Raw genomic sequence first — 16,954 nt, forward strand, 5'->3', positions numbered from 1 at the left:
TTTCACTCAACCATAATAAGATTGATGAGGTGAGATCCTTCGACAGGCTCAGGATGGCAGTGTTTGATTCAAAGTAACAGTGTTGAACATTATCAATAATGTTGCTCAGAATAAGAACTTTCATCCTAAGTATTTAATTAAGATGAGATAAAATGACCGAGCAGCAATGGTCGTTGATGATGGGCTGTAAGTATAAATCAGTCTTTGCGAAGATTTTTTGAAGCTTCAGTAAAAAATGATTTGGGATAATATATTTTCCCTCCGATTCTGATATATTGTATTTCCCCGGATTTTCTCAACCGCTGCAAAGTACGGTCACTAATTTTGAGCAGCTGCTTTACATCTGCGCTGTCATAATAATCATGATGAGACTGTTGGGTTTTGTGTTGGAGATTGAGCAGTTCTGAAAGGATAAGAAGTACCATATCTTTAAACTGCTCATCAGTAAGCTGGCTGGCTGATTTTATTTTCATCATTGTAAAGCATTTTAAAATAAAGTATTTTTATTGCATACTGAAGTGTTTTTGATCTTCTAACGATAACTGATACAAATTTATTATTTCGCCATCAATATTTATTTCAAATTCATTACAAACAACTGTATTTTAGTTATTTATAACATCCTGTTACTTGCTTCATGCCACTATTATTTCCTATTAAGTAATTTGAATTTGGGAATATTAGGCAATAAAGTTCTACAATACAAAAGTTTTAATTTGATAAACCAGTTAACCTACGAAGAATGCTCGTCGAAGGTATAGGTTTTCGTATGCAAATAATTTATTTCAATTGTGAATTGCTCTAGCTGAGGAATTAGTAAATCTACTGCTAATTATTGAATCCGTCTTTTTGGCTTCACCTTTCTGGCTTCCAATTCTAAGTGCTTTTGAGATGTAATATAACACAACAACTTAGTATAATTGAAAATGAAGCGTTCACTTTCAAAAATTACTATCTTCGTGATGAAGGACAACGAAAATTATGAAGAATATAAGTCAGGTTTAGTTGTGAATTGCTTTCAAAAATTATTATCTTCGTGATGAAGGACAACAACATAGGGACTAATTTTCCCATCGGCATTGTTGTGAATTGCTTTCAAAAATTATTATCTTCGTGATGAAGGACAACCTACGTTGCTGTGCCTTTTTCTCAATATCCGTTGTGAATTGCTTTCAAAAATTATTATCTTCGTGATGAAGGACAACACTTTTAAAGATTTCTCAAGCGGCAATTCAGTTGTGAATTGCTTTCAAAAATTATTATCTTCGTGATGAAGGACAACATTAGTTTTAAACGTGCCGTGGACCGTCGAGTTGTGAATTGCTTTCAAAAATTATTATCTTCGTGATGAAGGACAACATTGTTATTTATATTAATAATTACCATTATGTTGTGAATTGCTTTCAAAAATTATTATCTTCGTGATGAAGGACAACAGCCTATCAACAAGGTATTCCAAGACAATGGTTGTGAATTGCTTTCAAAAATTATTATCTTCGTGATGAAGGACAACCCTATAGAGGTGGACTAAGACTATAATTATGTTGTGAATTGCTTTCAAAAATTATTATCTTCGTGATGAAGGACAACTTAAAAAAATAATATTATGATTACTACTTTGTTGTGAATTGCTTTCAAAAATTATTATCTTCGTGATGAAGGACAACCAGTAGAAGGTGATAACAAAGCCATTGACAGTTGTGAATTGCTTTCAAAAATTATTATCTTCGTGATGAAGGACAACCAATATGCCGCGCAAGATCTGATATATTGAGTTGTGAATTGCTTTCAAAAATTATTATCTTCGTGATGAAGGACAACTCATTAGTTACAATTTCTTTTACAAATCCTGTTGTGAATTGCTTTCAAAAATTATTATCTTCGTGATGAAGGACAACTATGTACTCTATATACTCGCCAACTGCTTTGTTGTGAATTGCTTTCAAAAATTATTATCTTCGTGATGAAGGACAACAAGCTCTCTTCTGAGTACGTGTAAGTTACGGTTGTGAATTGCTTTCAAAAATTATTATCTTCGTGATGAAGGACAACCCAATCTTGCGTCATCATATTTAACATTATGTTGTGAATTGCTTTCAAAAATTATTATCTTCGTGATGAAGGACAACGAATCTTCAGACTCAGCTTGCTGCACTGCAGTTGTGAATTGCTTTCAAAAATTATTATCTTCGTGATGAAGGACAACGAAGCAACAAAATTTATTCAGTCGGTGCAGGTTGTGAATTGCTTTCAAAAATTATTATCTTCGTGATGAAGGACAACCATATTCCAAAACCTGCAATGGAAATGTTTGTTGTGAATTGCTTTCAAAAATTATTATCTTCGTGATGAAGGACAACTGCTTTCGAATTAGGATTAGATATTGTGTAGTTGTGAATTGCTTTCAAAAATTATTATCTTCGTGATGAAGGACAACAATAAAGTACCAACCCAAAAGCCCCGGAATGTTGTGAATTGCTTTCAAAAATTATTATCTTCGTGATGAAGGACAACGTAATTGCGCTATTGAAAAAGTCACCAGGTGTTGTGAATTGCTTTCAAAAATTATTATCTTCGTGATGAAGGACAACTGACATTAGCCCCGACGTTGCAAGATTGTAGTTGTGAATTGCTTTCAAAAATTATTATCTTCGTGATGAAGGACAACACAAACTAAGTGATATACTGTAATGAACTGGTTGTGAATTGCTTTCAAAAATTATTATCTTCGTGATGAAGGACAACTGCTCGCTTCTAAAGGGCTTGCATCTGATTGTTGTGAATTGCTTTCAAAAATTATTATCTTCGTGATGAAGGACAACCCTAATGGTACTAATAATCTTGTAACCGATGTTGTGAATTGCTTTCAAAAATTATTATCTTCGTGATGAAGGACAACAACATAGGAACTAACTTTCCCATTGGCATGGTTGTGAATTGCTTTCAAAAATTATTATCTTCGTGATGAAGGACAACGTTAAAGAAGGATCTAATTTCTGTTTTTTTGTTGTGAATTGCTTTCAAAAATTATTATCTTCGTGATGAAGGACAACCTCATAGAGAGTTCTAACCATCTTTGTATTGTTGTGAATTGCTTTCAAAAATTATTATCTTCGTGATGAAGGACAACCCTACGTTGATAGAAGAAAGCCAAAATCTTGTTGTGAATTGCTTTCAAAAATTATTATCTTCGTGATGAAGGACAACTTTTTCTTATGACATCTCACCTTACGCCAAGTTGTGAATTGCTTTCAAAAATTATTATCTTCGTGATGAAGGACAACAGATTAGGAGTTCGAGTCTCTTTAAGATCAGTTGTGAATTGCTTTCAAAAATTATTATCTTCGTGATGAAGGACAACTGCGAGGGTACTGAGGATTATACTGTTATGGTTGTGAATTGCTTTCAAAAATTATTATCTTCGTGATGAAGGACAACGGACAGACAACAACGTTGCACAATTGCCGGGTTGTGAATTGCTTTCAAAAATTATTATCTTCGTGATGAAGGACAACGTGAGCTAAAAGGAGCAGAAGTTGGTTCTGGTTGTGAATTGCTTTCAAAAATTATTATCTTCGTGATGAAGGACAACAATAAGGGGAGATATGATTTTCGATAAGGAGTTGTGAATTGCTTTCAAAAATTATTATCTTCGTGATGAAGGACAACTCTAATGTTAGAACTACTTTTGCTTCAAATGTTGTGAATTGCTTTCAAAAATTATTATCTTCGTGATGAAGGACAACCCTCTCTATGCTTACATGAATATGATCATCGTTGTGAATTGCTTTCAAAAATTATTATCTTCGTGATGAAGGACAACTGGTGGCTGTATGTTTTGATTTTTGTTTCCGTTGTGAATTGCTTTCAAAAATTATTATCTTCGTGATGAAGGACAACATACAAAGATATATTAAATATTTAATACTTGTTGTGAATTGCTTTCAAAAATTATTATCTTCGTGATGAAGGACAACCAAATGAAATGACTTATGGTATTGCAGTTAGTTGTGAATTGCTTTCAAAAATTATTATCTTCGTGATGAAGGACAACTGACTTTATCAGAAGGATTGAAAAAGTCTTGTTGTGAATTGCTTTCAAAAATTATTATCTTCGTGATGAAGGACAACATATTTAGTGAACTAAAAGCGATTAGAAAAGTTGTGAATTGCTTTCAAAAATTATTATCTTCGTGATGAAGGACAACGATATGAGAACCCTGCCTTTTTCTGCAAGTGTTGTGAATTGCTTTCAAAAATTATTATCTTCGTGATGAAGGACAACTCCCGAAGTATTCCGACGAATTTTACCGCAGTTGTGAATTGCTTTCAAAAATTATTATCTTCGTGATGAAGGACAACCTTTACCGAAGCTTCTGAACGATTGATTAAGTTGTGAATTGCTTTCAAAAATTATTATCTTCGTGATGAAGGACAACTACTGGTTTTGAATTGTTTCTTGAAAAATTGTTGTGAATTGCTTTCAAAAATTATTATCTTCGTGATGAAGGACAACGCCGACAAAAGATAAACATCTCAGCATCGAGTTGTGAATTGCTTTCAAAAATTATTATCTTCGTGATGAAGGACAACCATCACCGCTGCATAAAAAATCTCATCACGGTTGTGAATTGCTTTCAAAAATTATTATCTTCGTGATGAAGGACAACCTTTTGAGAATATGGAGCGTAATTTTAACCGTTGTGAATTGCTTTCAAAAATTATTATCTTCGTGATGAAGGACAACAAGATTATAAAGGATTTGCAAGGAGATTCTGTTGTGAATTGCTTTCAAAAATTATTATCTTCGTGATGAAGGACAACGAAACATCAATACTCCTATTTGATAATGTCGTTGTGAATTGCTTTCAAAAATTATTATCTTCGTGATGAAGGACAACACCATGCTTCGACCAGATGCTTTCTGTCGAGTTGTGAATTGCTTTCAAAAATTATTATCTTCGTGATGAAGGACAACTCATCAATCATACCTGACTGTTCTTTCAAGGTTGTGAATTGCTTTCAAAAATTATTATCTTCGTGATGAAGGACAACAAATGGCTTCCGATGCAATAGGCGGAATTTGTTGTGAATTGCTTTCAAAAATTATTATCTTCGTGATGAAGGACAACCACGGCTTCCGGCGAAGCATGCCGTAACCTGTTGTGAATTGCTTTCAAAAATTATTATCTTCGTGATGAAGGACAACGATGCAGGATATAGATATATATCACAGCTTGTTGTGAATTGCTTTCAAAAATTATTATCTTCGTGATGAAGGACAACATGCGGAAGCGGATGGATGATATTCACGTTGTTGTGAATTGCTTTCAAAAATTATTATCTTCGTGATGAAGGACAACCTCAAAAAATAATCTACTGGTTTTCAGTAGATTATTTTTATTTTTAGGATTTAAAATTCAGAACAATTCGAGCTGTTGGAAGGTTGGAGGGGGTTCTTCTTTATTTCTGGCAAAAAAGATTTCGATATCTCCAAATTGTTTATCGGTAATGCACATAATGGCAACTTTTCCGGCTTTCGGAAGCATAAATTTTACCCTTTTAATATGAACTTCTGCATTTTCGCGGCTCGGACAGTGTCGTACATACATCGAAAACTGAAACAAGGTAAACCCATCATCAATCAGTGCCTTCCGAAAACGGTTGGCATCTTTCATATTCGCTTTCGTTTCGGTCGGGAGGTCATATAGTACTAAAACCCACATAATTCGGTATGCATTAAACCTTTCGGCATTCATAGCAGTTCAGGATAAGAGATCAGCCGTTTTTCTCCTGTGTAGCATTTGTAAAGCGACGAAGCCGTAGTTTTTACCGCAACCAGCAACGGTCTTGTCTTGTCATCAATATTTACGTCTTTGGTTGCAATCTGCAGAATATGTGCTTTAAATTCTTTCGACAGCTCTTCTATATCAGGATGAATCTTCAGCCACTGCATGACCAGCAGATCAACAAACGGACGGTAAGGTTCCATCAGATCATCGGCAAGGCAATAAGGATTGTACTTATTTTTATGAAAAATGCCGAGAACAGGCAACAGTCCGGTTTCCACAATGGCTCTTGCCACAATGCTTCTAAGCACCGCATATCCAAAATTAAAAAACTGATTGGGTGAATCTCCAAAACGCTGTCTCAAAAAGTCCAGACTGATGAGGTATTTCCAGTAATGCTGTGCCGCAATTCCTTCCATATTCGTTATATCGCCGGATTTTACGTTTCTCTGATATTCAATCATCGGTTCGTAATAATTCCCCAATTTCATGAGTACATTTTTCTGGTTTTCGATCTTGCATTCCACCGTCTGTTTCCAAAGCTGTTTTTTCAGCGGTTCACTGGCTTCCAACTGATCTTTTACCCGATCAGAATGTTCGGTATGCCCGTACAGCGGAAGCATTATTCCGTGCGGTAAATGATGGGTATCACAACTCACCACCACGACATTATTTCCCATCATTTTCTGAATCAGATGGTGCGAAATGGTTATCTGATAATGATCCAACATTAACAACCCCAAATCTTCCACAGGAACACTCCCCTTTTCCGTTCTGGTTTCCGGACAGAGGATTTTCAATTGCTCGTCTTTGAGTTTAAGATAAGCGGGATTGCCAATGTAGATGGAGCGGGTGATCATTTTTTATGCTTTTGAAATGTTGCCTAGACGGTCTGAATTAATTTTGAAACAAAACTCTTTGATAGATTTCTCTCCAATTTTTTCATAACAGTCTTGTGAACCAAATTCTACTTTTTTTGCAATGGTATCAGCAATAGTATGTTTCAAAAAATAAATTTGCTTTTTACTGAATTTTTGAACCACATAAATATTCTTGCTTCTTGCTGATATATTTTTCCAATATTCTATAAACAAAGAACTTGACTCATCCAAAATAACTTCTTCATTATCATCTGGGAGATATACAAAATCTCCTTGTTTTAAGGTAAAAAGTAATCGTGCGTTATTTCTTTCTTCGAAATATTTTCTAAATAAATCTTCTTTACTAAAATTCTTCTTGTCTTCCGAGCCATTGAATTCTGACTTTAAAAGATTAGCTGCATCAAAAAAAGTAATCAAGTCGTAATAACGTTCCGTTTTATTCTCTTTTAATTTTTTGTCAAATACTTCTTTCTCCATCACTGCAAATAGATAATTATCTCCTGTTTTAACATATAGAGAATCATTAAATGATTTTTGTCTGTCTAACTTTTGCAACGAAATATCATCTTCATCATCAGTTTTTTTCTTTTTAGATTTTAATGGATCTTTATAGTAAATTTTTATGGTTGAAATTGGTGGATGTGGTTTGGGATTTCCTTGCTCATCTTTTCTTTCAGCAAGTTTTTTGTTTAGATCTAAAATTCCTTCAGCTGAAAATGCTTCTTCTTTTTTACCATAAGATTTTAGATGTGCTTCTATTACTTTCTTTAAAAATGGATTAACAATCTTTTCTATTGTTTTTTCTGTTGCAAACTGCTTTCCAGCAAGTTTACTAATTGGAATCCTATATATTTCCTTTCCATTTGAAAGACCATACAAAGTTCCTTCGTGTAATTGTCCTCTTAATTTTATTTGTCTATTTCCTTGAATATCATATTGTAACAAAAGCTTATCTTTAGGCTTATGTGAAACAATGATTTCTTTAAGTTTTTGCTCTGCTTCTTCGGGGAAACCATTCCAAGGTATTTCAATAGCTCTGAATTTCTCCAGCTGTTTGAATATTTCTCTTCTTTTTTCTTCTTCTAAATTCAGTACTTCGTCAAGTAATTCTGTTTTAGTTCCATTAAAATCAGGAAAGAATTTTTCTTTGTTTTTATCTAACCATTCTTTCAGAACTTGATTGAGATCATTTAGTCTTTTGATATGCGCAGGTTGCGTACAAGCTATAACAAGGGCATCCATTGCATGATGTCTGTGATCTATTCTTTTACTCCAGCCTTTTATAATGAGTTTATTGTTTTTCTTTCTTATAAATTCGCTTTTGAATTTTTTAATAAAAGTTTCTTCATCTAAAATAGGTTCATTAAATTCAACACCAGCTTTTTCATATTCTTTAACCTTGTTTTCAATTTCTTTCTTATAATTATCATATCCTAATTGAGCAAGTTTAGGTACTATAACTTCATATCTTTCTTTAAGTAAAACTTTAAATTTATCTGTTAATCCCCAATGATTTCTCAGATAATCTGTAACTCCCCCCGTTGTAGTTTTTATATTTTCGTTCCCAACAATTTTGTTTAATTCTTCACGGATTCGGATAGAAATATATTGAGTGTCTTTTATCTGTCTCTGGATAGGATCTTCTGGAATAGAAGTTGCCAAAAGGTTTCTTCGTTTTTTTCCTGAAAAATTTTTGTTTGCGTGATCTATAAACTGATCTTTGGTGAAAATTTGGTAATTTACTGAACCCACCTCGAAATACTCCATAGAAGTTCTATTTCCCTTTTCATTATTTATGGATTTTTCACAAATGACTTTATTAGAAAGTGAATCATCAAAATATCTTGATTGTGGGATAATGTGATCAACATCATATCTTTCACGATTAAACAGCTCCGAAAGCGGAATTGGTTGTCCTGTATATGGTGATATATGACCTTGAGATTCCCAAAGTTTTAACTTTTCAATTTCAGATTTGGACGGATCATTATAGTTTTTAATATATGCTTCCTGTAAGTTTTCTTGAGAGACCCACAATTTATATTTTTCAATATTCGCAATGGAAATCTCCTGTTTAAGTTCAATCAATTTATTTCTTACTTCCGCATTATGTTTTTGACTTTTTAAATTTGCAGAATACATTTTACCACGTTCAACCGCATTATTTTTAAGTTCTCTCGCCAGTTCTACTCTTATTTCATCTGGCTTAAAACCATATTTTTGCCAAATATCTCTTACAATAATTAATGCCTCATTAATTATTTGTTCCGCTAAAGGATTTCTTAGCTCTCCTTGTTTTAATCTTGAAATCTGGGTAAATTCTTTAATTAACTCATCTTTAGAATATTCTTTAGCGGTATGTTTATCATAAACCAATATAGTCGCAATAGCATTTACAATTCCTCCATCTGATAAAACATCTTGATTTTTGTCTAAAAATTCCTGAGCTGACTTTTCAAATGGATCTTCAACATTTTCATTCAGAAGTTTAATGATTTTATCTTTTAATGTATCAGAAAAATTTTGATCAAAAAACTTTCCTGCTCTTACCAATGGTAAAATTTTCTCAATTGCTTTTAGGCTAAGGTTAGAATAGTTTCTACTGAACTTTATTTTAGACATCTTAATCGCAATAGCATCCTTATTTTCTAAGTCAGGTGAATATTTTTCGATAAAAGCTAATATCCTAGAAGTTCTGTCACTTGTCAAATCATATTCATTTCCCTTACCATTATAAAGTATTTCCCAAAGTTCCAATTGCCTTTTAAAATCATCCAAAAGAAATACATTCCACAGTTCCCCTAAAGTTTTTTGCAGAATTGCTTTTGTATCATTTCCTTTTAACTTGTCTTTGGCATTCATTCCGTTAAGAAAATCTACATTTTCTCTTAGTTTAAATTCTTTTTTGAGTTTATTAAGTATTGGACTAAAAGATATTTCTTTTTTGCTTTGCAGTTCTTCATATAACCACTCTTTTAGAGCAGTCGGAATTGGTCTGTCAATATATTTGTATCTGATTTCGCCTTTTCGGTTTACACCATTTTCAATTTTTGTATTAATGACTAATTTATTTATCTGCTCCCAAATTTTATATTCCTGAAAAACAGGATGACTTTTAGCTACCACTTTTTCAGTCGATTCGTATCGACAGTTTGAAATTAAATCCGTTTGATCCTTTAGTTCTCTTTGATAAAATACAACCTGATTTTTAATGACATATTTTAGTCCTTTTTCTAATCCTGCTTGGCGTAACTTTTCCTGACTTTCCTTTTGTCCTGGAAATATAAATTCCAATATTTTTTGTAATCTGTCCTTTTCCAAATTGTTTAGAAATGGATAATATTTCGATTGTTCTTTCCAAACTTCTTCAAACTCCGATTCATAGCGTGAACGCAAAATCACATTGTTGCGGATTTTTGCCCATTTATTTTCTTTCAGAATATCGAACAACAATTCTGAGATAAAATATTCTCGACCGAACTCCTTTGATTTATCTGTTAATTGTTTCTCAATATTTTCCATTTTCTTCCTCCAACTAGTTTTGTTGGGAAGTTTTATTGTAATAGTATCTCCTGACTTTGCACGACGAATATTAACCTGAAGTTCTAAAGAATCATTTTCTTTTAAGCTATCCAAAAAAGTTTCAGCTTCAATAATTCCGTCTTCTGTTTCAATCGAAATTTTTCTTTTATTTAATCTTTTACCTTTAAAAGTAATTTCTTCGGGCAATCCTAACGACAGAATTTTAGAGAAAACTACAAAGCTTTCATTTACTTTCTCTTTTTCTTCAGGTTCATCGTCATTATTATCTTCTTTTTCAGGCTCCGAATTTCCACCAGAATAACCCCTGAGTTGATTATATTTATAAACAATCTTTCCTAACTCTTTTAATTCAATTTTTTTAGTCAATGCTTTTACACGTAATTCAAGTAAATCAAAAGCTGTTAACTGTTGCTGTTTCTTAGAAATTGGAAGTATTGAAATTTTATCTAATTTATTTGGATCTGAAAATTCATTTACTAACTTAATTTGTTCAGGCAGCATCCCAAGTTCTTGTAAAATATAAATAAGTTTATTTCTTCTCTGTTTATATCTTTTATTAAGTTTTCTTGTTCCTCTTGCTATTCTTCTGTTGGCATTTTTAGTTTGAGCCTGTCCTTGTTCAAACTTACTTAATTCTGCTCCCATCGGAATAACCCTGCTTCCCAATCCAAGAATCTCACCTTGCTTATTTTCAAAATCTTGTTTAATTAACGCCCACCCTATGGAGTTCGTTCCCAAGTCCAGTCCAAGTATATTTTTAGTCATAACTATTTAGTTTTTCATAATAGATAAAAATAAGAAGAAAAAAATTATTAAAAATGAGGTTTTCCGTAAATCAACTAATCAATATTTCTCCTATATTTGTATCAATAATTTTGAAAGCAATTCACAATAAGGATTATTCCGTTGTGAAAACATTTAGCGCCTCGACTATCTTCGGGGCTTTTTTATTTGTGTCTTTAATATCTGATTTTAAAGAATTTTTACTTAATGAACTTCTAGCAACGCTATTACTAATTACGATTAAATAAATTTAATACTGATTTAAAAAACAATGATCTATTATTGATAACAAAGCACTTGAGAATATAATTCTTAATAATCTTCATAAAGCAAAAACCGCCAATCCAAAGATTGGCGGTTTTTATATTAAAATTTACAATAATATTCTAATTACTCAAGCTCGGCAAGATATTTTTCAGCATCCATTGCAGCCATACAGCCGCTTCCGGCTGCAGTAATTGCCTGTCTGTAGATATGATCCTGAACATCTCCTGCGGCAAATACTCCCGGAAGATTGGTTTTTGTAGAGCCTTTTTCGGTGATGATATATCCATTTTCATCCAAATCAACCTGACCAACAAAAACATCGGTGTTGGGTTTGTGACCAATAGCAATAAAAATCCCTTCTACATCAACGGTAGATTTTTCCTGTGTCTGATTATTGATCATCACTGCTTTTTCTACCAGATTATTAGCGCCTTCTATTCCTATCAGTTCATGGTGGAATTTCACTTCAATATTCGGAGTGTTTTCCACCCTGTGAATCATTGCTTTAGATGCACGGAAGACATCTTTTCTCACAAGCATGGTTACTTTTCTGCATAATTTTGCCAGATAAGTGGCTTCCTCTGCGGCAGTATCTCCCGCTCCTACTACTACAACATCTTTTCCTTTATAGAAAAACCCGTCACAGGTCGCACAAGCCGAAACTCCTCCCCCTGCATATTTCTTTTCATCATCAAGACCAAGATATTTTGCTGTAGCTCCGGTAGAAATAATAACCGTTTTTGCAAAAATCTCTTTATTTCCTGCGTATAACTTATGAACTCCGCCAATTTCATGAGAGAATTCAGCTTTTGTAATCAGTTCATAATGTACTTTAGTATCAAATCTCTCTGCCTGTTTCTGAAGATCCATCATCATTTCAGGACCGGTAATTCCTGCAGGATATCCAGGGAAATTATCCACCTCAGTAGTGGTAGTTAATTGTCCGCCAGGTTCAAGACCCGTGTATAACTCAGGTTTCAGGTCTGCTCTTGCTGCATAAATTGCTGCGGTAAAACCAGAAGGTCCGGATCCTACGATTACACAATCTAAAATATTTTGTTCCATAATTTGTTTATCAATGATTTAAAAAATTTCGGGTGCTAAGTTCGTAAATTTTACTTTCTAATTAAATTTATTTTGATGATACTTGTCAATATCTGATATGTGAATGGTCAATTTTAAAGTCAATGAGTGAGCTGTGAATTTTTCATTCGAAGAATTGTCAAATGAAATAAATGACTATTCACTATTCATTTTTCACACTTTCATCTTGATTTTATCAACATTGATGATTTTATACACCAGCTCTTTAATAAGCTCAGCTTCAGTCATATTGACTGCTCCAAGTCCTTTTCCTTTCATATCAAATTCCCGTAAAATAGAAATAACTCTGGTAGAATGTTTTAATGGATACAGCCTTGCTGCTTCGGCATAATCTTTAATGAAATAAGGATTAATACCCATTTGAGAAGCGATAACCTGCGGAGGCTGTCCTGCTATAGTATTATAAATGATTATATTTGAAAAATAGCTGTATAAATTTGCTATCATCATCACAAACGGATTGTTTTTCGGATTTTTGCCCATAAAATGAGCAATCTTAAAAGCTGCATTGGCATTTTTTGTTCCTAAAGCTTTCTGTAATTCAAAAACATTAAATTCTTTGCTGATTCCGATGTGATTTTCTACCATCGTTCCGTCTAAAACTTCGCCCTGTTTAAGAATAATTTTGAGCTTATTCAGTTCATTGGCAATTCTGGAAAGATCGTTACCAAGATATTCTGCAAGCAGATGCGAAATATTGGGAGCCGTTTTGATACTCAGCTTGATGCATTCGTCTGCAATCCATTTCGGAAGCTGATTTTCTTTTACAGACTCACTCAGAAACAAGACTCCGGATTTTTCCAGAAGCTTCGTAACCTTTTTGCGGCTGTCTAATTTTTTATGTTTATGGGCAAAAACCAAAACAGTAGAAGGAACTGCATTCTGAATATATGTTTCCAGTGCATTACTTTCATTCTCGGTAAGTCTCAGATCCTGAGCTTCTTTTACAATAACAACCTGCTTATCGCCCATCATCGGAAACTGCCTTGCCAGTGAAAGAACTTCCTGATATGTTGTATCTTTTCCGTAAACAACGGTCTGGTTAAAGGCTTTTTCATCTTCTTCCAGAAAATCATTTTCCAGAGCTTTTACGGCAAGATCAATAAAGTAAGGTTCTTCTCCATGAAAAAAATAAATCGGAAGAACTTCTTTATTTTTAATATTTTTGAGGATTAAATCTAATTCTTTCATCTTTTACTAATGGAACTTCCCAAACTGAATTTTCAGGAAACTTTTGATTTTAAATTCAAGAAAGACAAAGATAAGTTTTTTATCTATGATCCGGTGCGCAAAAATTATCTTTTGCTCACTCCTGAAGAATGGGTACGGCAACATTGGATTCATTATTATCTTACGGTAAAAGCCTACTCTGCTTCTGCTTTGATTACAGAGAAAAAAATCATACTCAATGGCTTGACAAAGCGGATAGATCTTCTGATCACCGAAAAGACTGAGCCTAAAATTTTGATAGAATGCAAAGCTCCTCAAATTAAACTCACTGAAAAAACCTTCGAGCAAACCGCAAGATACAATTCAATTATCAATGCTTCAGAAATTATTTTAACGAACGGATTGCAGCATATTCATGCCTATTATGAAGATGGAGAATATCAGTTTTACAGACCAGAATAATAGGAATCTATTTTAATTGATTTCTTTTTTGATTTTCTGAAAAATTCAGATATTTTGAATAATTCTAAGAGGAAAACATTTAATTTTACAATGACAAAATTACAAAATATGATACGCACCATTTTACTGTCTGCATTTCTGATGACATCCGGAACTGTTTTCAGTCAGAATCTTAAAAAAGTTTCTTATCAGGACGGCTCGCAAAAGCTGAACGGATTAATCACTTCAAATGCAGGAAAAAAACTTCCCGGAGTATTGATTCTTCCTGCTTGGAAAGGTATTGATGATGAAGCTAAAACCGCCGCTTCAAATCTGGAAAAACAAGGTTATATTGCTTTTATTGCTGATATTTACGGTGAAGGAAACATTCCGACGGATAATGCTTCAGCAGCAAAAAGCTCAGGTTATTACAAGAAAAATTTTAACGAATACCAGAAAAGAATTGCATTAGCTTTGGAGCAGCTGAAGAAAAACGGAGCAAACCCAGGCAAAATTGCTGTAATTGGGTATTGTTTTGGAGGAACAGGAGCTTTGGAGTCTGCAAGAGGAAAACTTCCCGTAGCTGGTGTGGTTTCCATTCATGGAAGTATCGGAAAAGATCAATCTAGGGAAAACAAAGAGATTATTACCAAAGTTTTGGTCGAAAACCCTGCAGAAGATCAGAGTGTTACCAAAGAAGATTACGATAATCTCGTAAAAGAAATGAAAGACGGAAAAGCAGATTGGCAGATTATAACGTATGCCGATTCAAAGCATACATTCACAGACCCGAAATCTCCTGATTATAACCCTGTAATGGCTGAAAGAGCATGGAATCACACACTGCTCTTCTTAAAAGAGATTTTGAAATAATAATTTTCATATCTAAAAGCAACCTCATTTACTTGAGGCTGCTTCTTCATATATCACTGGTGTTATTACAATGAGAACACCACCAATATTCTTTTTCTTTATCTTTTAGTTTTGTTTTTGTTTTCTTTTCGCAATTTTCACAAAGACATTCATCACTTTCATTTTCCTTCGCTTCGTAATCGCAATTGAAACAACTCCAACTCGTTAAAGAAAATTTCCCGTTGATAAACCAGGTAAATGAATTTTCTTTGCATTTAGGACAAATTTGTAACGCCATATTTAATTTTTTTATTCTTCTCGGTTTACCAATTCCATCGAAAAAGCAGGAAGACAGATGGCAATATATTCACATTCTTCTGAAAAAGGATTGCTGTAACGAATTCTGGCTCCCTTTTCGATCATAATACTTTGTCCTTTTTCTAAAACTACTATTTCTCCGTCTATTTCAAATTGCTTTTTTCCCGATATGATAATTGTGAATTCATCAAATTCAGGAGTTTGGTGAGGCTCACTCCAGTTGGGCGGCGCAATCATGTGCGCAATAGAAATGTTGGGATTTTCTGTTGAGTTTCCCCAATGCTCCTCAATGAGTTTGCCGTCATTGGTGGGAACTACAAATGGGGCGGTTTGGATTTTGTATCTTTTCATATTAATTTTTTTATGTTTATTTAACGCAAAGTGCACAGAGTTTTTTACAATACTAGCTTTTTATTTTTAAGGTTTACAAAGGTGTTTCACTTATAAAACCTGACAAAGTTTATTGTTTAAAAATTTAAATAAATCTGCGAAATCAGCATTATCTGCGAGAAAAATTTAAGCTAAATCGAATGATCTTCTTTTCTAATTTCATAAACAAAATTGGTTCTCGAAGGTTCTCCAAAGTAAGCGACTTCTTCTTCAGCAACTTTTTTCCCGCCCAGTCTTTCTAATGCAATCTGTGATCGTACATTTTCCTTCCCTATGTGAAAATGTACCGTATCTACAAATTGAAAAATATACTTGAGCATTATTCTTTTGACTTGTGGATTAATCCCCTTTCCCCAGGATTTTGTTCCGTAAAAAGTATATCCTATGAAAATACTGTTTTTACTTTTATCAAAATCATAAAATAGGGTACTTCCCAAAACCTCTCCGGTAGTTTTTTCTACAATTTTAAAAGCACCTTTACTTTCCATTGCTCCCAGAAAAAAGTTTTTAAAAACTTCTCTCTGATAACGGTTTTTATTGGGATGCTGTTCCCAGACTTTCGGATCTGATGCTATTTCGTATAAAGACTCAAAATCCCCTTTCTGTAAGGGGATTAATTGATATTCTTCGTTTTCTAAAACAGACTGAATAGAAAAATTCATTTTTATAAAATTAAATTCTAACTTTTTGCTTTAGCAGCGTCAGATTCTATTTTTTTAATTTCTTTTAATTTCTCAGCAATCTTGGTTACCGCATCTGGTTTAGCAGGCCTCAAAGGAATTTCAGCCTGAGCCATATCCCATTTGATAACTAAATTTCCTGAATTTTCGTCGGTAGGGTTCAAAGTAATTTCAAACCATTCCTGTTTATCTGCTAATGTATTTACCGGAACGGTAACATCTACCACATCCTGTTTCGGATCGTATGTATAAGCTCCCCATTGCTGAAAGTCTTTATTTAAGATCACTTTCCATTCTTTTTCAGTAGGAACGATAAATAGTCCATACGTTCCTGCCTGAACTGTTTTTCCTCCAAAATTAACCGACTGTCCGAAAGTGATTTTCGTAGATGAGTTGGCTCCTGCTCTCCAAACCTGACCGTAAGGAACGAGTTCACCGAATATTTTTCTTCCTTTTACTCCCGGTCTTCCGTAATCTACGGTAATTTTAGACATCGAAAACTGCTGCTCAACTTTTTGGCGCGGGCTTGCTGCCGGTACAGAATAGTCCTGTGCAAAAGCCATGGCAGAAGCTGATATACAAACTGCAAATAATAATTTTTTCACTTTTTAAAAATTTGTTTAAAAATACGAAATTGACCAGATAAATCACTTTTCGTGTATGATAAATTTTGTTAAAAAAACAGTTCACCTCAAAAATATCTCACTATTTGAAAAACATGAATATCAAAACAGCA

12 protein-coding genes and 1 CRISPR repeat array are annotated in these 16,954 nt (G+C 33.5%); of the genes, 2 read left to right on the forward strand and 10 right to left on the reverse strand.

Annotation, left to right across the window (positions count from 1 at the left end):
- Positions 1-197: 197 nt before the first annotated feature.
- From FOL89_RS10355 to holA, 6 genes are all read right to left on the reverse strand, one after another.
- Positions 198-476, reverse strand: a complete 279-nt coding sequence (locus tag FOL89_RS10355; RefSeq protein WP_228444898.1) for a helix-turn-helix domain-containing protein — start codon at positions 474-476, stop codon at positions 198-200.
- A gap of 528 nt (positions 477-1,004) precedes the next feature.
- A CRISPR array of direct repeats spans positions 1,005-5,363; the repeat unit is 47 nt; unit sequence GTTGTGAATTGCTTTCAAAAATTATTATCTTCGTGATGAAGGACAAC.
- Between the two features lie 57 nt (positions 5,364-5,420).
- Positions 5,421-5,759, reverse strand: coding sequence for a CRISPR-associated endonuclease Cas2 (gene cas2 / locus FOL89_RS10360; RefSeq protein ID WP_007842732.1), 339 nt, complete (start codon positions 5,757-5,759; stop codon positions 5,421-5,423).
- A complete protein-coding gene (gene cas1 / locus FOL89_RS10365) occupies positions 5,756-6,649 on the reverse strand; it encodes a type II CRISPR-associated endonuclease Cas1 (protein ID WP_144282729.1) in 894 nt (297 codons plus the stop codon). Before cas1 ends, cas2 begins: the two co-directional genes overlap by 4 nt.
- A gap of 3 nt (positions 6,650-6,652) precedes the next feature.
- A complete protein-coding gene (gene cas9, locus FOL89_RS10370) occupies positions 6,653-10,978 on the reverse strand; it encodes a type II CRISPR RNA-guided endonuclease Cas9 (protein WP_144282730.1) in 4,326 nt (1,441 codons plus the stop codon).
- 408 nt (positions 10,979-11,386) lie between these two features.
- The gene (gene trxB, locus FOL89_RS10375) at positions 11,387-12,328 is read right to left on the reverse strand and encodes a thioredoxin-disulfide reductase (protein WP_144282731.1); all 942 of its coding nucleotides are present in this window, start codon (positions 12,326-12,328) and stop codon (positions 11,387-11,389) included.
- Positions 12,329-12,520: 192 nt separating this feature from the next.
- Complete coding sequence (gene holA / locus FOL89_RS10380) at positions 12,521-13,558, reverse strand: DNA polymerase III subunit delta (RefSeq protein ID WP_144282732.1); 1,038 nt, start codon at positions 13,556-13,558, stop codon at positions 12,521-12,523.
- Between the two features lie 9 nt (positions 13,559-13,567).
- On the opposite strand from holA, the gene FOL89_RS10385 reads away from it, so the two are divergent.
- Together FOL89_RS10385 and FOL89_RS10390 are read left to right on the forward strand one after the other, a co-directional pair.
- Positions 13,568-13,999, forward strand: coding sequence for a type I restriction enzyme HsdR N-terminal domain-containing protein (locus FOL89_RS10385; RefSeq protein ID WP_144282733.1), 432 nt, complete (start codon positions 13,568-13,570; stop codon positions 13,997-13,999).
- Between the two features lie 108 nt (positions 14,000-14,107).
- Positions 14,108-14,851 carry a dienelactone hydrolase family protein gene (locus FOL89_RS10390; protein WP_185146965.1) on the forward strand — a complete coding sequence of 248 codons (744 nt, stop codon included), beginning with the start codon at positions 14,108-14,110 and terminating at the stop codon, positions 14,849-14,851.
- Positions 14,852-14,897: 46 nt separating this feature from the next.
- Here FOL89_RS10390 and FOL89_RS10395 read toward each other — a convergent pair whose 3' ends face one another.
- From FOL89_RS10395 to FOL89_RS10410, 4 genes are all read right to left on the reverse strand, one after another.
- On the reverse strand, positions 14,898-15,128 hold the full coding sequence (locus tag FOL89_RS10395) for a hypothetical protein (protein WP_144282734.1): 231 nt from the start codon (positions 15,126-15,128) through the stop codon (positions 14,898-14,900).
- Positions 15,129-15,139: 11 nt separating this feature from the next.
- Complete coding sequence (locus FOL89_RS10400; protein ID WP_144282735.1) at positions 15,140-15,499, reverse strand: cupin domain-containing protein; 360 nt, start codon at positions 15,497-15,499, stop codon at positions 15,140-15,142.
- Positions 15,500-15,669: 170 nt separating this feature from the next.
- The gene (locus tag FOL89_RS10405; RefSeq protein ID WP_144282736.1) at positions 15,670-16,200 is read right to left on the reverse strand and encodes a GNAT family N-acetyltransferase; all 531 of its coding nucleotides are present in this window, start codon (positions 16,198-16,200) and stop codon (positions 15,670-15,672) included.
- A gap of 17 nt (positions 16,201-16,217) precedes the next feature.
- Positions 16,218-16,823, reverse strand: a complete 606-nt coding sequence (locus FOL89_RS10410; RefSeq protein ID WP_144282737.1) for a DUF2911 domain-containing protein — start codon at positions 16,821-16,823, stop codon at positions 16,218-16,220.
- Positions 16,824-16,954 lie beyond the last annotated feature (131 nt).

Source organism: Chryseobacterium echinoideorum (assembly GCF_007474535.1).
GTDB lineage: Bacteria > Bacteroidota > Bacteroidia > Flavobacteriales > Weeksellaceae > Chryseobacterium > Chryseobacterium echinoideorum.

Excerpts from the sequence above, each read along its gene's own strand:
- cas2 (WP_007842732.1), bottom strand. The coding sequence starts at position 5,759 with ATGAATGCCGAAAGGTTTAATGCATACCGAATTATGTGGGTTTTAGTA.
- FOL89_RS10385 (WP_144282733.1), top strand. The coding sequence starts at position 13,568 with ATGGAACTTCCCAAACTGAATTTTCAGGAAACTTTTGATTTTAAATTC.
- cas1 (WP_144282729.1), bottom strand. The coding sequence starts at position 6,649 with ATGATCACCCGCTCCATCTACATTGGCAATCCCGCTTATCTTAAACTC.
- FOL89_RS10355 (WP_228444898.1), bottom strand. The coding sequence starts at position 476 with ATGATGAAAATAAAATCAGCCAGCCAGCTTACTGATGAGCAGTTTAAA.
- FOL89_RS10395 (WP_144282734.1), bottom strand. The coding sequence starts at position 15,128 with ATGGCGTTACAAATTTGTCCTAAATGCAAAGAAAATTCATTTACCTGG.
- holA (WP_144282732.1), bottom strand. The coding sequence starts at position 13,558 with ATGAAAGAATTAGATTTAATCCTCAAAAATATTAAAAATAAAGAAGTT.
- cas9 (WP_144282730.1), bottom strand. The coding sequence starts at position 10,978 with ATGACTAAAAATATACTTGGACTGGACTTGGGAACGAACTCCATAGGG.
- trxB (WP_144282731.1), bottom strand. The coding sequence starts at position 12,328 with ATGGAACAAAATATTTTAGATTGTGTAATCGTAGGATCCGGACCTTCT.
- FOL89_RS10400 (WP_144282735.1), bottom strand. The coding sequence starts at position 15,499 with ATGAAAAGATACAAAATCCAAACCGCCCCATTTGTAGTTCCCACCAAT.
- FOL89_RS10405 (WP_144282736.1), bottom strand. The coding sequence starts at position 16,200 with ATGAATTTTTCTATTCAGTCTGTTTTAGAAAACGAAGAATATCAATTA.
- FOL89_RS10390 (WP_185146965.1), top strand. The coding sequence starts at position 14,108 with ATGATACGCACCATTTTACTGTCTGCATTTCTGATGACATCCGGAACT.